Consider the following 18,577-nt stretch of genomic DNA (forward strand, 5'->3'; position numbering starts at 1 on the left):
CGTGTCGTTAATATCATGATAGCGACACGCCCTATTGAGTTGAATCAATTTTAATATTCAATCGTTTGACGCTACCAAGGTATAGATTCCCCTGCCCAATCAACAAAGCTGCCCGATTGCGCAGCCGTCATGCGGCTTAGTACTTCTAATAAGCATTCTGCACTATAGGCTGGCGAGAATAATTGCCCATCAGCCACATTACCTTGAAAAGGCGCTGACAGCTGCGTGTTGACGGTTCCGGGTTGCATGACCACCACGCACACATCTTTGAGCGACCGTGACCATTCGATACTTAAATTTTTCATGCCCATATTGAGCGCCGCCTTGCTCATCCTATAGCTGTACCAACCGCCCAACTGATTATCGCTGATACTACCGACTCGTGCAGAAATGGTCGCAAAAACGGCAGGATTGTCATTACTACGCTCAGATTTGGCCAATAGAGGTCTAAAATGCTTAGCAATAAGCAGACCGGCTAAGGCATTGACCTGCATATTCATTAAGAAGAAATCTGTCTCAATCTGCCGTAGTGATTTTTCGGGTTGCTGCGTCGCAGTATGCAAAAGCCCTGCACAGTTAATGAGCCAATCAATATGGCTGGTATGCTGGCTAATGACATCCGCCGCTTGTTTGATACTCTGTTCGTCACAGATGTCCATGGGCACCCAGTAGAGATTGTCCGCTGCAAAATCAGGAACGCTCTTATGATAAGTAGCAAAGACGCGCAGGTTGTCCTTGTCTCCATCATTATTGTTGGCCGTACTCTCTACCAATTGCTCTACCATGGCTTTGCCAATGCCACCCGTACCGCCGATGATTAGATAAGTTTTGGTACTCATAACGATTCCTTTTTTTGTGTTTCTAAAATGAGGACATGCCTAGTGTATGGCTTATCTTTATGACTATCCTGTCTATCATTCATTCTGGCTGATTTTTATCACCTTTACCATGACAAAAATGCTTAATAATGGCTCATTTAGTTAGCATTGGTTTGTGACGCTGCAAAATAACAGCAGTAATCATCATTATATATACGCTACAATAATCAAAAATTGTCTTCTAAATGAACGCTTTTATACGGATATTATCACCTTATGCTCTCACCCCAAGATCAATTGACTGAGCTGGTACGCACGCTTGAGACGCAGCAACATGTCTTTGCCACTGACCCGCTATTAATCACGGAAAAACTGCAAAATGAGGACGGAAAACCCATCCAAAAACTGCATCGCCGTGCCTCACGTATCGACAGTAACGGCGCGCTAGCACGAGTATTGGGCAAGATTGATGGGCGCATAAAAGGCATCATGGTAGTCATGAGTGTGGTCTGGTGCATCTCGGGTTTTTTAGGGTTATTTACCTTACTACAAGCCAATGTCGTCAATTTCTTTTATGTCTTGGTCTGTTTGCTTGGGTTTCATACCCTTATGCTGGCTGGTTGGCTGGTCATGACCTTGCTTAACCAAGGTCGTCAGTCGCCCAGCTGGTTTGCCAGTTTTGTCAGCCCCAGTTATCTTATCCGTGGTAAGGACGATGTCACCCAAGCGGCGGTTGACTTGTACGAGCGTCAATTACAGCACAGTGGTATGCGCTGGTATTTGGGTCGTTTTAGTCATCAGTTATGGCTTGCCACCTTAACCGGTATGCTCTTTGCGATTATATTCTTATTGATCGTGCGCCAGTATAGCTTTAGTTGGGAGTCGACGCTGCTATCCGATCAGGCACTGATTACCCTCACCCAAGTGCTCGGCTGGCTACCCAGTATGGTCGGATTTGGTGTACCTGACAATGCTGCTATCGTGCAGAGCCGACTGGTGACAGATGCCATGCCATTGTCTGTCGCGCGGCAATGGGCAAGCTTGTTAATTGGTAGTTTGCTGATGTATGGTATCGTGCCACGGGTGATAGCGTGGGCGTTTTGTGCCTTCATGTTCCGTCGTAAAAAAATGCGTTTGGACATCAAGCTGCCTTATTATCAAAAAATCCTAAATTTTTGGCAGCGTCATGTGGTTGATGCCGATGATTTTACGGAGGTAGCGGCGCCTATCGCTCCAAAGGCAACTGTCAGCGCTGGCAAGAAGCTGGTTGCGCTACTGGAATATCCGTCAGAGCAAGATAACTGGTGGCAAAAAGGTCTGGATGCCAATACTGATGATAATAGTGAGATAGAGAATTTCGGCATTGTTGATGACCGTGATGATATGGATCGATTAACCGTGTATCTAAAGACCCATCCAGTACAAGTCTTGCTTGGTATTCATAGCAAAGCCCTGCCCGACCGTGGCACGCTACGCAAGCTCGATCAAATTGCGGCTCATGCTAAAGACGGGCTGATTGTGCAGCTACTTAATGATGAGTCTGACACTACTGACGCCTTGCAACAAAAATTTTCGCAGCAACAAAATGTGCGATATCAACAATGGCAAACAGCTCTATCAGCACGAAAGATTGGCTTGGTAAGTACTAGTACTTATACTGCTTAATAAAAAATGATAATAACTTTTTCAAATTTTCGCCAGACTCTAGGGCGTGTTCTCATTTTAAAAATGGTGATAAAAATGAGATAAATTGCAGTCAAACAAGGAAAATAGCGCAGATAATATCGGGATATTAACCAGCTATTTAACGATGTTTGGCAAAATTTAGCCATTTTTAGCCCGTTTAGATATGATCAATTGAATTGAGGACACGCCCTAATAAATATAATACGGAACCAGATGATGGATAATAATAAAACGAAGAATGAGCCTGTTGGTCTCTTCGCCGACAAGGCATTAAAAGATGAGCCTATCAACGTAGAAAATTCAACGACAGCACCTACCCAGCCTATTAATATTAATAAAACCAGTGCTAGTCATACAACCGACGTCGCCACTTTCATCAATACCAGTTCTAATTCTAATTATGAAGCAGAAGATTCAACAACTCGCGAGAGTAAGAAAACCACGATAGCCAGCGGTGAGGCATTAAAACTGGCGGTGGTTGGTCATACCAATACGGGTAAGACCTCTATTTTGCGTACCTTATTACGTGACGTGTATTTTGGTGAAGTCAAAAACGAAGCCGCGACGACACGCCATGTCGAACGCGCCCAACTGACCGATAGTCAGACCGGCGAAGTATTGGTGGCGTTATATGACACACCAGGTCTAGAGGACGCATCGGGATTGATGGATTGGTTAGAGGACAATACTGCCAGTCGTCGCGATGGTATTGAGCGCCTACAGCAATTTTTGGCGGCTGATATCGCTCAAGGTGGTGATGCATTAAGTAGCAATGAGGACTATAGCCAAGAAGCCAAAGTTATCCGCCAATTGCTGGCAAGTGATATGGCAGTTTATGTCGTCGATGCGCGTGAGCCAGTATTGGGTAAATACAAGGATGAGTTGACCATTTTATCGTGGGCAGCGATACCTGTTATGCCGGTGTTCAATTTTACTGACAGCCAAAATGCGAATATTGATGAGTGGCAGACCATGCTGGCAAGACGCAATCTGCACATTTCTACCCGTTTCGATTCAGTCGCTTTTGAATTCGAAGATGAAATGCATTTGTGGCAAAATCTTGCGACCATGCTTACCCATTCAGAGATGCTTGAACAGCTCATTCAGAGACGCACAGAAGACTGGGCACAGCTATACGATGAGGCTAATATCATCATTGCGGATTTTTTATTGAATGTTGCCGCTTTCGTGCGTGAGATTAGCGATGATGACGACCCGATGCCAGTATTGCAGCAAATGCAAGAAGCCGTTAGGCAAAGTGAGCGCGCGATGCAGCACAACTTACTTAACCTTTATAAGTTTTATGACAATGCGGTCGCAGCAACACCGCTTGAACTACAAGCGTATCAGCAAGATCCTTTTGACCCTGAATTGCTCAAAAGCTATGGCATTCGTACGACATCGGGCGCGGCAGCTGGTGCACTGCTTGGATTGGGCATTGATGCGGCAGCACTTGGCACGACGTTGGGATTGGGTGCGGCAATAGGTGGTATCGCAGGTGGGCTATTATCGAATACCAGTAGCATCGCCGACCGGATTACTGGAGTAAAACGCTTATACATTGACCCTGCTACCCTAACCTTGCTCGCCACTCGTGCGATAGATTTACTCACTGCCCTACGCCATCGTGGTCACGCTGCGACTGATGCCACGCAGCTATTATACAAAGGTGATAAAGATAGTAACGATCTGTCTGGAGAAGACAATAACGTGACACCATGGCCAACGAATAAGCTACCAAGCGAGCTTAAAAAAGCACGGGGCAAACCACAATGGTCATCGCTCAGTAGTGGTAAAGCAGAACTTGCCCAAAGTTTGCGGCTCGATATGGCATGGTCGCTTTCTGGGAAATTGCAGTCACATAAGTGCTAGCAGTCGTTGAATAGTTCTTTGGCCTCTGTCGTACAAATCCATGTAATCGCAGGATTGCAATAGCCTCAATGTTCATTAGATAAGTAATTAGATATTCTTATGAGTTCAATATTTTTAAATCAGCATATAAAAAATATGCTAAATTAGTGGGCGTTGAGCGACTCAGATCACTGGTTATTATGGAAATCACAGCGCTCCCGTCAGGTCATTGCTGGTTAACATAGCCTTGCATTTATAATTGAGGCATGTCCCTCATCAGCATAAAGTATGGCGAGTCTTTACTTAGCAGGTTATTTAAATGGTAATCGACTTGATGAGGGATGTAACGCTGGTTAAACATGAAAAACAACAAATAAAGGAAGTATCATGGAACATTATTTTGGATTCGTACCTTCAGATAAATTAAAAGCATTAATCATTGAGGCCGAACAAGTCATTGCTTCAAATGAGCAAGTGGATTATTACCCGTATCGCGATGCGCTTACGCATCAGACGGCTCGCGACCTTACAGATAACTTATTGGTTGGCTTGGTAGATATTATTCCTAATCCCGAGCGTCAAGCCTCTATGCGAAAAATTGTTGTAACGATTGAGCGTGCGACCGATACTCTACTCAATATTTTATTGGGTAAAGAAAACAATGAAGAAGTGCTTCCTAGCTTTCACTTCTTAAGGGATCGTGCCACATTTATCGACAATGAAGGTGTCAAGCGTATAGGTTTCAAACTGTCAGACTCAGATGCAAAGACCATCGATGAAGGTTTTGCCGCTATTACACCTGAGCATGTGGATAGAGCGAAGTTCAAAACAGCACTCGAAACTGTCAATGAAGAGACGCTTACCCACTTTGTCAGTCGCTTTGCTGAAACGCTGAAGCTCGGTATGATTAAACGTAAGTCTGTGCCAGTTGCCAAAGCCGCCATTGATAAAGGAATGAGCATGGCGCTGAACAAGTTATTGCCGGACCTACCTGATACATCACTGAATCGTTTGGCCAATTATTACCGTCCGTTCATTGTAAAAAAGCCATCATAGTAAAATTTATATTCTTATTAAAAAGGTAGTGTTGGGCAAATTTGCTAAAATTTGCTAAAATAGGCGGCACTTTTATCCAAGGCGCAACTCATGACCCAAATTAGTAATCAAGAAATTGAAAAAACCCTACGCAACTCAGAGTGCCTTATCAGCAGTATCGAAGTAGCCGCTGCTTATGAGCGCCTTGCAGCGCAGCTCAACCTACATTATGTGGGTTTAAACCCAATCGTTATGGTCGTTATGAACGGTGGTCTTATCCCAGCCGGTCAACTGCTTACTCACCTTACTTTCTATCATCGCATGCATTATATCCATGCCTCACGCTATCGTGATAACGAAGGTACCAGTGAGCTTGATTGGAAATTTAAGCCTGATGTTAACATCGAGGGCGAACACGTTTTATTGATTGATGATATTTTTGACGAAGGCATCACTCTAAAAGCCATCGTTGAAGAACTGGGTAAAGAAAAGCCATTGTCTATCGAGTCTTGCGTCCTACTCAATAAGCAACACGATCGTAAAGTTGAAGGGTTTGACGTTGATTTTGTGGGTATTGATGTTGCAGACCGTTATGTTTATGGTTGTGGTATGGATTTTCATGGCTACTTGCGCCATCTGCCTGGTATCTATGCAATCAAAGAAGGCAAAATTTAAGTCTTATACTTTAAATGCTTAAAAATATTTGAGTTCTAAAAAAGCATTCAATTTGGATGCTTTTTTATTGCTTAGATTTTATGATTCATACAATGCTCGTATTTTTTCTGTAGGTAGTATGCCTGTATCAGTAACCGTGAAGAAATAATCGAGCTGCCAATTCTGAGTCTTTACAGCAGTATTACTGGTTGGCTTATCCCAGCTAGGATACACCCTCATACCCATCTTACCTTTTGTAAAATGAGATTGAAGAATATTATGCTTAAGCAAGACATGCTTCGGAAAAACAAACTGACCAAATGTATGATTGTCTTTAAATGTCGTGATTACTAACAAGTCTGGTGACTGATCATATTGGAAAGGTTGATTAATGCCTGTGGTGTCCTTTTCCCAAAAGGTAACGAACTGCCCTATTTTGGTAGTTGTTTGCTTAGCCACTCTACCTCTAGCTGTTTTAATAGCCGACCGAGAGGATAAGGTAAATAATCCTGCTGCGTATTCAGAGTTTTGTACCTCCTGTTTAATCGAGGATACAATGAATTGGTGAGGCTCATAAATGATTTCATTGATATGATCTAGCACACTATCAAAGGTATGCAACTTTAACCCTCCTTTTATACATCTTGTACTTTCATGTCCTGTAATAGTTATCTATTAAAGCTTAGAAAACTGTAATGCCAAGCCTGTATGGCGCTCAGTTGGTGTTTTGACAGCGCGTTCGAAAGCTTGCTTGGTACTATAAATGGTCACCTGTTTCTTAGCACGGGTCACTGCTGTATAAATAAGCTCTTTGCTCAATAATCTTGCATGACTATTATCAAAAGTAATAGCCACATGATCAAACTCAGACCCTTGTGACTTATGAATGGTCATTGCATACGCGGTGGCGATCACCTCTTCATTTAGTAAATTAACCGCAATTCCTTGTGTTTTATTCTCAAAAAATACTTCTAGTCGACTTCTATCATCGCTGGTCTGTAAGCAAAAACCAATATCACCATTAAACAATCCCAGTTCATAGTTGTTTTGTAGAACCATGACAGGACGGCCATGAAACCATGTGTTTTGACCCAACGGTAGCTTTAGTTCAGCCAGATGCCACTGGGTGAGATAGTTATTAATATAATAGTCGCCCCACTCGCCATTATGACCAGCACTTAAGACTCTAAATTGGTTAAATGTTTCCATTAATAGAGATACAGTATTTTTTACTGATTCTGGCATAGATTTTTCTATTGGATTTTCCAGTAAATTTTGAATTTTATTTACGTATGAATGGTAATTTCGAGCTATTTTTGATAACATATTTTTATTGCTTAGGCTATTTTTTTCTTTATTATCTAATATAGACTCTGCTTGTAGCGTATTCACATATCGAAAGCTCAATGCTTTATCTTGTTTTAACAACTTCCAAATAGCTTGCGTATCTACCTCTGCTTCATTAATTTGCGAGGCCAGCTTGCCGATACCTGAATCAGCGCTAAATCGGCGGCTCTCGGTTAGCTCTGCATGAATAGATTGCAGTAGTGGAATACGACAGAGATCAGCCAATACAGCCCCTGCATCTACTGCTGCTAACTGGTTCGCATCGCCCAATAATATCAGCCTAGCACCTGGTTTTACCGCACTCACAAGATAATTGGCCAACTCTACCCCGAGCATCGATGCTTCATCAACGATGATAATATCTTCTCCTAGTGGGTTATCCGCATTGTAACGAGGCCTGCCTGTTCGGCCGATACCTAGCAGACGATGAATGGTTTTTGCTTCTTGCAATTGTAATTCTACATTCGCCGCGTCTAGAGCCGCCTGCAGAGACTCTTGCATTCGCTGGGCAGCCTTACCAGTCGGTGCTGCCAATGCCAAACTGGCACTGTCCGTACTGAACCGAATATGCTCAGCCCCATCCCCCCCACTCTCTGTCGCTTGCTGCAGCGCAATGACCAATTGAGCCACGGTGTATGTTTTACCTGTACCTGGGCCGCCAGTAATAATACTAAACGCGTTGTTATTAGCGACATGAATCGCCTTTACTTGGTGTTCATGAAGGTTTTCAGGCATTGCTATCTGTAAAGGGCTTACTTGCTGATTTAAGATATTGTTGATATTTTTTGCTAAATTAAACTCTGCTTGCCAAGCACGATGTAACCAAAAAGTGAGTGTTAGCTCCGTTTCATTATTAGCTTGATTTTCTTGTATTTGATATATGATAGGTTTGTTTTTGCTTAGGCTATTTTTAATATTACTATTATCTATATTGACGTCAGAAAACAACTCATGCTCGTGAATTGACTGAAGGAAAGTCGTTAAGTCCGTATTTTTTAGGCGCTGATATAGCATAGCTATCGTATCAAACCGTTTGACCATCATTTCTCTTTCATGGCTGCTAAGTGCTAACTGCGCCCATAGCTGAGCTCGTTTACTAAACAAAGCATCTAATGAGCCAAATAATGGTGGCTCAACTGAAGAATCATCTTCTAGTTGCGTGTCTGCTTGAGCATCCATCAATGCGAGTATCGGGGTTGCCATCATCTCTAATAAGTGCTGCTGCCACGCATATAGTGCGACCAACTCACCATTGATTTGACTTTGTAGCGGTGTGTCATGCTCAGCTGCCTCAATGGTCAATACGGTATGACCCTCCTCCAAATGAGTGGCCAACATAACGAATAAAGCCGTAAATAAGCCGTTATCCTCTGTCTTACCGATATGCTTACTCTCAGCCTCTACCTTTATATCTGTCACGTTATACGCTACATGCGTTTGCTGACGACGCAGCAAAATATAATCACTAAGATTACTGGCCCAACTCTCTTGTAAGCTAATAGCTGACTTGCTCTTCTTATTATTATTATTACTCATCGTGTGCTTGTCTCTTTTTGATCTGATTAAGTGTTATAACAATTTTTGCCCATCTAATTGTCATATTAAGTTTATTAATCTGGCGTGCCAAATAGTGCGTCTAAACCTTTAACAAAGTCGATAGGAATGTCCCAAGTGACCAATCCATAGCAGTTATAATTCTCTAAATTGTTACTGCTCGGCTTATTATTATCTTGAGATATAGTGTCAGCGATTTTAGCATTCGGATCATACACACCGCGTAAAAACACATACTCTACAGCGCCTAAGTACTTATCTTCGTTACCCGTATAATCACTGATTCTCATGGCAAGGAACCGATGTAAAGCCACTTGATAAATCGCTGCTTGTAGCCAATACCCCGCCTTAGACATTGCTTGTTTGAGCGTATTTTCATTATAATCGCTTAGGCTATTTCCTAAGAAGTTACTTTTATAGTCGACCACATAATACTTGCCAGCATGCTCATACACTAAGTCAATTTCACCACGCAAATAACGATACAGATGAGCTTTGTTTTGTGGCACTAAAGTGACGTGCTTATCTATCTCGTCAGGTAAATACTGTTGGAAAAGCTTACTGATATCCTGTGCTTTAAACCTTTCTGACAGCCCCATGTTGAACTCTAACTCAGCAAATCGCTTACCTTTGCTGAGAGCGATCAAAGGTTGGTTGGAAGATAGTAATGGCGCATGCAGTACCTCTTCAACCCAATTGATTAATGCTTCATGCTTCGTTGTATCTATTGACTCAAGATCAAACCCATCACTATTTCTTTGTTTCTTGCCTTGTGATCTGCGGCTCTGTTGTTCAGCACTACTATATATGAGCGGCAACTGATAGCTACTAATCGCTCTATCAATAACCTGAGACCACTGAGCTTTATTGGTGAAATCTATTTGTTCAAATATCTCATGCAAAAACGTACCGGCATTGGCACCTTTTACAAAGGTAAAGCGGATATCCTCTTCTAACTTGAGGCTTAGTTCACCGTCTTGTTCGAGAGACTCTTTGCTATTCAGTGAAGAAAGGTCTGAAACTGAAGACTCTGTCATATCAATGTCTATCGCATCATCAATACGCTCATCCACTATCGCCATTGCTTGTGTAGATTCATCTAGCTGACGCGCTAAGGCGGTAAAGCTGGTCTTAGCCCAACCATAAAAATAATTGGTTTTCATCACCTCAGCAAAGGGTGCGTACTCAATAGCCTCTGTTGTAGGCTTATAAGCATTTGATTTGGTTGCAGCTAGCTGAGCACTGTCATTTATACCTGCTGAATCAGCAGCATTGCTTACGTAATTATTGTCATAAAACTCATTAACCTTATGCCCTCTGAGCATGCCTATGGTACCTTTGAGTCTATCTGGTAGCTCAAATTTTGCTTCTGGCGATTCAAACCAATAAAACACTGGCTTTAGCTCAAACCCTGTCTTGTTACTCGGATCTCGCAGCACCACATAAAGCTGCTCGCTGGCCCGAGTAAATGCCACATAGCCAAGCCGTCTTATCTCATCAAAACCTTCTTGTGTTTCGATATCCGTATAGTAACCCTCAACCGTGGCAGAGCCTTGCAATGGTGAGAATCGGCGCTGATTACCCGTTGATTGACTGTCTATCGACTGCTGCACTTCTATCGACTGCCGCACTAGCGCTGAAGGCGCTTGTTGCGCGTTATATAGATACAGCCCATAGTCTTCCTTATTCCCAGATTTCCTACTGGCATCACCCATTCCCAATACATAGACAATAGGGAACTCAAGCCCTTTTGACTTATGAATGGTCATTAACTGTACGCCAGATTCTGTCGGTAATGGGTATTGCTTAGCCCAATCACTGTTGGGCGCTGCATCTATGTGCTGCCTGAACCACGCCAGTAGCTCATACTCACCCATGCCTAGACCATACTGCGCCAAGATGTCCATCACATGACGCAAGTCCATGATATGACGGTCACCTTCTGGATGCGCAGCTAAGGCCTGCCAAACACCTTGCGGCTGTACAGGGCTTTTATCTAATAAATAATGTAGCGCTGATAATATGCCAAAGTGCTGCCAACGCTGTGCACCTTCTTTTAGATAGGTAATAAAATCTTGATAGCTCTTTTTATTATCAGTCGTTTCATTGGCTGGAAGGTCTTTCGAATTAGAGTTTTGTGAATGGAAGCTTGTTGTACTGCTGCCCTCAGTAACGCCTGACTCATGATCCGTCATCATGGCTTTGATGTTTTTAATACTCAGTCCATATAGGTGACTGGTCAATACCCGATTAATCATGTCATGACGATATGGATATAGCATGGCACTCAGTAGCGCCGCCACATCTTCTGCCATGATAGTCTCAAAGATGCTGACATCACTGGTCGTCAAGGTCGGCACATTAAGTTTTACAAGCTCATCTTCAACGCGTTTCAGATCTTTTTTGGCACGTGCCAGCACCCCAATATCACTCGGCTGTATCGGCTTACCTTTTAGCGTCTGACCACTAGCAAGCAAAGTGGCTATATGGCGAGCTGTTATTTCATGCTCATCGTAATCAAACTCTTTGTCCTTGTCATAAGGCAGGTGCAATAAGCTCACTGGCTGAGCAGAAAGCACCTCTGTCACCAGTACATCATCTAGACTATTTGACTCATTAAACCAAGACAGCTCATATTCCGGTTTTGCTGCTTTGATGTGTTGGTAGTGAATACCCGTACCCAACTGCGACAGCTTATTCTCAGCAGTTGTTGCATTAGCCATACCAAACCAACAGTTCAATGCGTTAATCACACCGGCATTTGAACGGCGATTGATATCAAGTGTCCAGAGCGTACTCTTGTCAAACTGGGCTTTCATGTAGTTATAGTTGGCCACATCACCGCCACGAAACCCATAAATAGCCTGTTTGGGATCACCAACCAATAGCAGAAACTCATGATTGGCTTTCTTAGTGGTTGACTGCTTGTCACTGTCCGACTGTTTACGCTTATTCTTTGGCAAGTAGATGCTTTCAATCATAATGGCTTGCTCGCCATTGATATCTTGCGACTCGTCAATCAATGCCACTGGGTAATGATGACGAATATAACGCGCCAGCTTGTCTCCTTGGCGACCAGTTAATGCTTGGTTTAAGCGTACCATCTGCAAACTAAAGGTCGTCTCGCCGCGCTCTTCCAAAATGACTGGTAGCCTATTACGCACAGCCAGCACAATATGACGGTTAAGATTGGCTAAGACCAATAAAACATGCTGATTTAAACTGTCTAGCATGTCTAAGATAGCCATTAACTTACTAATGGTCTCTAACTCAAAAAGCGTCTGATGCTCTTTTTCTTTATTCTTATTAAAGTTCTTAATTTTGCCATCTTCATCGGGATATCTAGAATCCTGCAATGATGTCAGAATCTTATTCTCGCTTTCATTTAAATAGCTATTAAATGTCAGCTGATACTGCGATATCTTTTGATGCACCTCGATAATGGCATCAAACTGTTTAAATAAGTTAGAACGTCCATTGAAGCCTTGAGACTTTCTATAATCAGGATTTAAATAAGGCTGGATATCGGCTAAATCTAACTGAGAAAACTCATTGATTAGCTTCTCGTATGCATCAAAATCAAAGCCTTTCTCAATCCTTATCTCATCAATCGGCGCAGAGATAAAATTAAGCGATCGAGTCACATATTTCTTATGATCGCCTACTGCAGACAGCTTACCTTGCTGATCCATTAGCGCGTAAAGTTTAGGCTGCTCATAGTATAAGCGGCTTTGAAATTGACGCAGCTCATCATGAACAATGCTATCGGTAACCTGTTCAATACTGCTGTCTTCAATAATCCCCATGCCCTGCTGGTGACCAGTCTCGCTACTGTATTCCGTCAACCATTTTTGCGCCAAGCTATCGAGAGTACCTACGAATAGCTTATCTAATGTGGTGAGTACCAATGCGGTACGTCTGATAGCTTCAGCCATTGGGTAACTGTACACGTGATCTAGCAAATAACCGACAAGATGCAAGTTAATAGGATCTTGCATGATACCGTCTAAGCGCACATATTTGGCCTGATTAACCAGCCAATCTTCACGGTCTTTCTTTGCCTGTTTACGTTGCTCAGCCACCGCTTGCTTATCAGCAGCAAGGTCTTGATTTAACTCGTTAATGCCCGTCTCAATGTTTGCGTCTACGTCTGAATCATTGCTTGCTTGTGCGTCTTTATTACCCTCAGGCATGACTTGCAGTATATTGGAATAGAGACTCTCTTTATTGCTAATATCAGCACTTAGGCTATTGACCCATTGTAATAACTGATAGAAATCTACCAAACGATCGTGGATACGCTGACGCATTTCGGCAGCGGCAGCTCGAGTAAAAGTCGTGGCGATGATTTGCTCTGGCGCACGTCGCGCTTCAATCAGTAGGCGCAGTACAATACCAGTCAGCGTCCAAGTTTTGCCAGTACCAGCTGAGGCTTCAATCAGGTGCTTACCCGTTAGGTCAACGTCAACTGCCGGTATGACATCAGCTTTACGTTCAGGTATAGCAGCCGAGTAAGGCAGCTCATCTGAAGGTTCATTGAATAAGTTCGGTTGTGTCGACGAGTCAATGGTATTGGTTGGGTCGCTAAGGTCTGTCATATGGGCGCATACTTTTAATTATTATTTATTAGGGCGTATCTTCAATTCACTCGATAGTTATCTAAATGGGCTAAAAACAGCTAAATTTTGCCAAACATCGTCAAACAGCTGGTTAATATCCCGATATTATCTGCACTATTTTCCTCGTTTAACGGCAATTTATCTCATTTTTATCACCATTTTTGAAATAAAGACACGCCCTAGAACAAAATAGCAAAAATTAATTAGGGGCTGCTTTAGATAATGAGCTAACCATCTAAGTTAGTTAACGCATTAAACATCGGCGCGTATAATGGCTGAGCTAATGTAGTCAACGCTGCTGACAAAGCCTTAAACGCATCTTGGTCACGCAGTACATATTGCCAAATGGCATGCTGCGAGCAAGTATCATATACCGTGTCTGAGTTATAGTTAGGTCTTAACCAGTCGGAGAAGTCGGCCCGTTTTGGCCAGTAGCTGTTGCCGTCACCTTCTTCAGGCTTTAGATACTTATCAAGGTAATTAAGTGCATATTCTGGCAGTAATGTAATAGGCACTTGCCCAGATAGCTTGGCAAAAATCGCCCATTTTATCAGCTCAATCACAGCGTCTTCATAGACAATGGGGCTTAGTTTAAATGCGATTACTTTCTCGTACTTTTTGACTTGCGAGCTGGCCTTATTAAAGCGCCAAAGACTTACGCCATCATTTAATACCACTTGCTCGGCAGTGGTACGTCTAGCCACTTGCCAATACAAATGTGACAACCAAAATTTGAGTAAATGCCTAGGGCTGGCAGAATTGGGCAATATATTTAACCATTGCTTGGGCGATTGTTCAGCGTAGGACGCGTCTGCCTGAATAACAGATGTTGGTACTGATGTTGATATTGGTACTGAGCCTTTTATCTTAATGGATTTTGGCAACAGCTTGAGCAGTGTTTTTTTGTCTTTGACATCTGTTAATACAGTTGCCAGCTCTATCTTAACAGGATGCTCGGCGGTTGGCGTTAGTAGCTGCAAACCTGTCGTACCCTCTATCCCATCTTCATTAGGTACAATATTTTCGCCAAAACCATTAGCCATTAACTGCTCTTTGAATTCCAAGCATTGCTGTTGCAGTTTCTGTTGTTGATTGGGTAGCGTGGTTTGGCGAGCGATACCAGCTGGCATGATTTTTTGATACATCAGGATTGGAGTAGTGGTTTCAGCCGCTGCATTACTATTATTCTTACTCTCATCAGTAACCAACTGTTTAATCAAATGCTCTTTGATTTGATAGGTAGTCAAACTGTTTAGAAATAATGGCTCTTGATGCGACAGTGCTTCTTCACCTTGTACCACATGTACCTTTTGAGACCGTAAGAACGCTTTGGCAGGATGGCGCACTTGGTAAGCCAACACCCCTTCAATATCTATCTCTCCGATGTTAAATACGCTATCAGATAACACTTGGATGAGCGCTTCCGTCATGCTACCGACATCGCTAACATCAACAGCTGTATCTAGCGCCAATAGTTCGACCAATGCAGACAATGTTTGGTTGTCTACTTGACCTAGCTGACCTAAGCCTTGACCAAGCACCTGAGCGATTGATTCATACTGCGCTTTTGTGGGTAGGCCGACCAGTTGCATAGGCTCACCAGACACTCGCCCTTTCAATGTATCAAACACCGCTTGCCAAAGCGGCGCAGGCGGAAACTGTTTTTTCTGAGCCAGTTTGGTTTTGCGCATGGCTGCATTTAATAGAGTATCCAGCTCATCAATCATATCGACAAGGCTAGAGTCCTGAGCATTGATATTAACGTTGGCATTAGCATTATCATCAATATCAGGAGACGCTTGCTCAAAAACATCAGTGCCTTCGATTGCTGTCTCAAACAGACTCTCATGAAAAGGTAGTGCAGGATGCTCAGTCACTAACCACTGCTTAATCAATTTAGGTAAGTAACGCTTGAGGCTTTCGGTGGTAGGATCAATATTCTCAGGCAACGTCTCAAGCGAGTTCACCTGCCATTGCACCTCGCCTTGTAGGAATTGCAATAGCTCACTCACTGGGTTGGCTGGCAGATGCTCATGAGTATCCGTCAAGCTTTGACCATTGTAGAACATCCAGCATGCACTGCGCGCGCACAATAGCGCATCTAAAAATGCGCCATTGTCATCATCTTCACTAACTCTGTCACCGCGGCGTGCATTGGTCGCTTTCATCAAATCATAGCGGTTATCACGGTCACGCCCAGGAAACTCAGAGAGATCCATATTGAGCATCACCACCAGCTCAAAAGGCACGTTTCTTAGTGCACCGAATCGACCAAAGGTAATCACCCCCGTCGGCTCCGCACTGACCTGCTGACTCTCAAGCTCGTTTTCAATACTGTCTAACATAAAGCTCAGCTTGAGCGGCAACTGCTCCACACCTGCCAGCCTCTGCTCTACTTCTCTGTTGTCGCTATCACCACTAGCGTACTGCCTATAGTGACGATTGGCTCGCAGACTGGACTTAAAACCATTCATTGCGTTGTAAATGGCACGCATAGTACGCGTTTGGTCCACATCGCCAAAGTAGCGATGGATAACTTGTGTCTCAATCTGGTCGAGCCAATCTTCCGCTTTCATTTTTTGTGTATGGTCATCACGTCGTGCGACCAAGCCAGTATAAATGCGGCAAAGCGCTTCAACAATCAACGCATCATTTAGGCTCACTTGTGGTAACGGTAAGGTCATTTCTGGCAACGCAGTGCTTGGCCATTCATCCTCATCTAAAGGATACAAACAGTCACTTAACTCGGCCTCTGGCATCACCAGACCTAAGGTCAATCTATCTAACGCTTGCGCAAAGCTAAAGCGATAGTCGTAATCATTACTGTCCAAGGTTTGCTTAAGATGCAGCTCATCAAAACCACGAATAAAGCCTGCCTCTACCAACAAGTCACAACCACGGCTCATCTGCTCATGAGTCAGTCCAAAGCTTTCAAATAAAGGCGGTAACATGAGCCAGTCTAAGACTTCAGCTGCTTCAAAACGAGCGCTATGACTACCCAATAGTTTGTAAAAACCAATAATGGCTTCCCATAACTGGCGAATATCGGCATCAACAACACCAGTCACTTTAGCAGGCAAAGTCAAACCGTCTTGACCCTTACCATTGACGAAAATAGAACCAATCAATGCATGATGACGCTCAACATCGGGTAGCAGCACAACAATGTCAGAGATATGGCGTTTTTTCTCACCCAGCTTGATAGGTTCGTTCAACCAGCGGCCAATCATGATACGCAACACTTCAAGCTGGCGCTGCAAACTATGACACGAATGAATGCTTAGGCTATTATCCTGCGAAGAGATTGCCCAAAAACGATCTATCTCAAAGCGCTTATTCTCTAACACCTCATCTTCATACCAAGCCGTTTCTGGCTTCTCTTCATCAAAGCTTGACTCTAGTTGCTTACTTACTGCTTGCGAGACTGTAGCGGCCGTTGCTTGCTGGGTCGATTGCTCATCAAGCATCAACACATCGTTCTGTAAACGCCTTAACAAACTTGGACTATTTTGAGTACTACTAGCATCATCAATATACTCAGCAGCAACCTCATCATTGAAACCACTATCAAAATTATCTTGCCATTCAACCAGTGCATCGTCGTACTGCTCATTACCAGACAAGTTAGCAAGCATTGCAAAAGCATCACGCGATTGCTTCCCTAGACGCGACAACAAACTGTGACCATAATCACGCAAGAACACACTTTCAGGGTTAATGATCTGCTGACGCTGTAACCATGATTTATCGACGATATCCGCCCAAAACAGCTTTGATGGATTATAATGTAATAACGTGATATTCATGTATTGCGACAGGCGCTGTAGGAAATCTAGCTCTGTCTGTGGTAGTTGCTGGATGGTAAAAATACGCAATATGGTTGGCAACTGGTCGCGCTCATTCGCCTTGTTATTTTTTAAGGCCGACCAGAACGCACGCTCCAGTGCCACACGGTGTAGATGAACATCAGCAAATAAATGCGACCATAAGAATCGTTGGGCGATTTCTAACTCAACATAATGCTCGACCAACCACTCAGGCGTGCCACGCGCATATTTATCAAAACGCAATGACAGTGCATCTTTATCCGCTATCAACTCATCCACATTCAGCGGTTTATTATGTGACCATAGCGCCAGCCAATCCTCACGATGGGTTAAGTATCGGTTAAACACCCTTGCCAAATCGCTTGCCAGCTGCCAAATACGGGCATCTTGTTGCGCCTTATCCTGTCGCACATTGTCCTGTTGAGCATCTGCCTGCGGTTCATCAATCAAAGACGCCAGTAGTGGATTGACTGGATGTTTCTCATCTGCAACAATCGACTCTTGATAGTAAGTCAAATACCCAAACAATCGCCATTGCATTACCGTTGGTGACAACACCGCCACTTCCGGCACGTTTAGAGTTGTCGCTTCAGGGTTTTGCGCCAGTAAGTACGCATTATGGCGAGTCAATACATCTTGCATCAGCGTCCATTGATACTGACCCCAGAACTTAGTACGCACCAAGGTACTAATGCCAGCGCGACTGGCAATGGTCTTATCCAACCAATCGCCCAATACCATTGAGGGTACAATGACAATAAAAGGCTCAAAGACAGGCTGATCCTTGGACTGATATTGTACAAGCAATTGATCTACAAGGTTTTCGGTACGGTGCGACTGAATAATAGTGAACATAGACAATAATCTGATTGGAATAAGGGTGAGATACTGGGATTGATAAAAAAGGCTTAATTTATAGATGGGATGTCTGTATCCAATTTCAAAAACGCTATAAAACGTCCAGACAAAACAAAAATCAATACTCATCAATCCATGTTTGATGGTCGTTACTGTTATGCATTTCTGCTAGCATGAGGGCCATAAACAAAAACAACCATAGTAGCAAATTCTACATATCCATTGATGACGTTGACATGCCGAATTCACTATCAGTGTGCCATTGATGGTTATCGTTTACTAGTGTAGATGCCGACATTATAATAAGCTTGCGACATTTAGTGTCGTT

The 18,577-nt window shown here is 43.3% G+C and carries 9 protein-coding genes; 4 read left to right on the forward strand and 5 right to left on the reverse strand.

Annotated features, from left to right (window positions below; genetic code table 11):
- Positions 1 to 71: 71 nt before the first annotated feature.
- Positions 72 to 839, reverse strand: coding sequence for an SDR family oxidoreductase (locus ACTQ9T_RS05320; protein ID WP_440464299.1), 768 nt, complete (start codon positions 837 to 839; stop codon positions 72 to 74).
- A 255-nt stretch (positions 840 to 1,094) separates the two neighbouring features.
- On the opposite strand from ACTQ9T_RS05320, the gene ACTQ9T_RS05325 reads away from it, so the two are divergent.
- The 4 genes from ACTQ9T_RS05325 to ACTQ9T_RS05340 all read left to right on the forward strand — a co-directional run bounded on the left by ACTQ9T_RS05325 (position 1,095) and on the right by ACTQ9T_RS05340 (position 6,065).
- Positions 1,095 to 2,483: a DUF2868 domain-containing protein gene (locus ACTQ9T_RS05325; RefSeq protein ID WP_440464300.1), complete on the forward strand. Its 1,389-nt coding sequence runs from the start codon at positions 1,095 to 1,097 to the stop codon at positions 2,481 to 2,483.
- 237 nt (positions 2,484 to 2,720) lie between these two features.
- Entirely contained in the window at positions 2,721 to 4,376 is a 1,656-nt protein-coding gene (locus ACTQ9T_RS05330) for a DUF3482 domain-containing protein (protein WP_440464301.1), read from the forward strand.
- Positions 4,377 to 4,742: 366 nt separating this feature from the next.
- Positions 4,743 to 5,411, forward strand: coding sequence for a hypothetical protein (locus ACTQ9T_RS05335; protein ID WP_189582129.1), 669 nt, complete (start codon positions 4,743 to 4,745; stop codon positions 5,409 to 5,411).
- A gap of 90 nt (positions 5,412 to 5,501) precedes the next feature.
- Positions 5,502 to 6,065 (forward strand): hypoxanthine-guanine phosphoribosyltransferase, encoded by a 564-nt coding sequence (locus ACTQ9T_RS05340; RefSeq protein WP_189582132.1) that lies wholly within the window; start codon positions 5,502 to 5,504, stop codon positions 6,063 to 6,065.
- A gap of 78 nt (positions 6,066 to 6,143) precedes the next feature.
- On the opposite strand, the gene ACTQ9T_RS05345 is transcribed toward ACTQ9T_RS05340, so the two are convergent.
- The 4 genes from ACTQ9T_RS05345 to ACTQ9T_RS05360 all read right to left on the reverse strand — a co-directional run bounded on the left by ACTQ9T_RS05345 (position 6,144) and on the right by ACTQ9T_RS05360 (position 18,246).
- Positions 6,144 to 6,665, reverse strand: a complete 522-nt coding sequence (locus ACTQ9T_RS05345; RefSeq protein WP_440464302.1) for a MepB family protein — start codon at positions 6,663 to 6,665, stop codon at positions 6,144 to 6,146.
- Between the two features lie 54 nt (positions 6,666 to 6,719).
- Positions 6,720 to 8,927: an exodeoxyribonuclease V subunit alpha gene (gene recD / locus ACTQ9T_RS05350; protein ID WP_440464303.1), complete on the reverse strand. Its 2,208-nt coding sequence runs from the start codon at positions 8,925 to 8,927 to the stop codon at positions 6,720 to 6,722.
- 74 nt (positions 8,928 to 9,001) lie between these two features.
- Positions 9,002 to 13,543, reverse strand: a complete 4,542-nt coding sequence (locus ACTQ9T_RS05355) for a UvrD-helicase domain-containing protein (RefSeq protein WP_440464304.1) — start codon at positions 13,541 to 13,543, stop codon at positions 9,002 to 9,004.
- Between the two features lie 248 nt (positions 13,544 to 13,791).
- On the reverse strand, positions 13,792 to 18,246 hold the full coding sequence (locus ACTQ9T_RS05360) for an exodeoxyribonuclease V subunit gamma (RefSeq protein ID WP_440464305.1): 4,455 nt from the start codon (positions 18,244 to 18,246) through the stop codon (positions 13,792 to 13,794).
- Positions 18,247 to 18,577 lie beyond the last annotated feature (331 nt).

Source organism: Psychrobacter sp. ASPA161_6, assembly GCF_051970285.1.
Lineage (GTDB): Bacteria > Pseudomonadota > Gammaproteobacteria > Pseudomonadales > Moraxellaceae > Psychrobacter > Psychrobacter glaciei.

Coding starts and splice junctions, on each gene's coding strand:
- ACTQ9T_RS05330 (WP_440464301.1), top strand. CDS start 2,721: ATGGATAATAATAAAACGAAGAATGAGCCTGTTGGTCTCTTCGCCGAC.
- ACTQ9T_RS05355 (WP_440464304.1), bottom strand. CDS start 13,543: ATGACAGACCTTAGCGACCCAACCAATACCATTGACTCGTCGACACAA.
- ACTQ9T_RS05335 (WP_189582129.1), top strand. CDS start 4,743: ATGGAACATTATTTTGGATTCGTACCTTCAGATAAATTAAAAGCATTA.
- ACTQ9T_RS05325 (WP_440464300.1), top strand. CDS start 1,095: ATGCTCTCACCCCAAGATCAATTGACTGAGCTGGTACGCACGCTTGAG.
- ACTQ9T_RS05320 (WP_440464299.1), bottom strand. CDS start 839: ATGAGTACCAAAACTTATCTAATCATCGGCGGTACGGGTGGCATTGGC.
- recD (WP_440464303.1), bottom strand. CDS start 8,927: ATGAGTAATAATAATAATAAGAAGAGCAAGTCAGCTATTAGCTTACAA.
- ACTQ9T_RS05360 (WP_440464305.1), bottom strand. CDS start 18,246: ATGTTCACTATTATTCAGTCGCACCGTACCGAAAACCTTGTAGATCAA.
- ACTQ9T_RS05340 (WP_189582132.1), top strand. CDS start 5,502: ATGACCCAAATTAGTAATCAAGAAATTGAAAAAACCCTACGCAACTCA.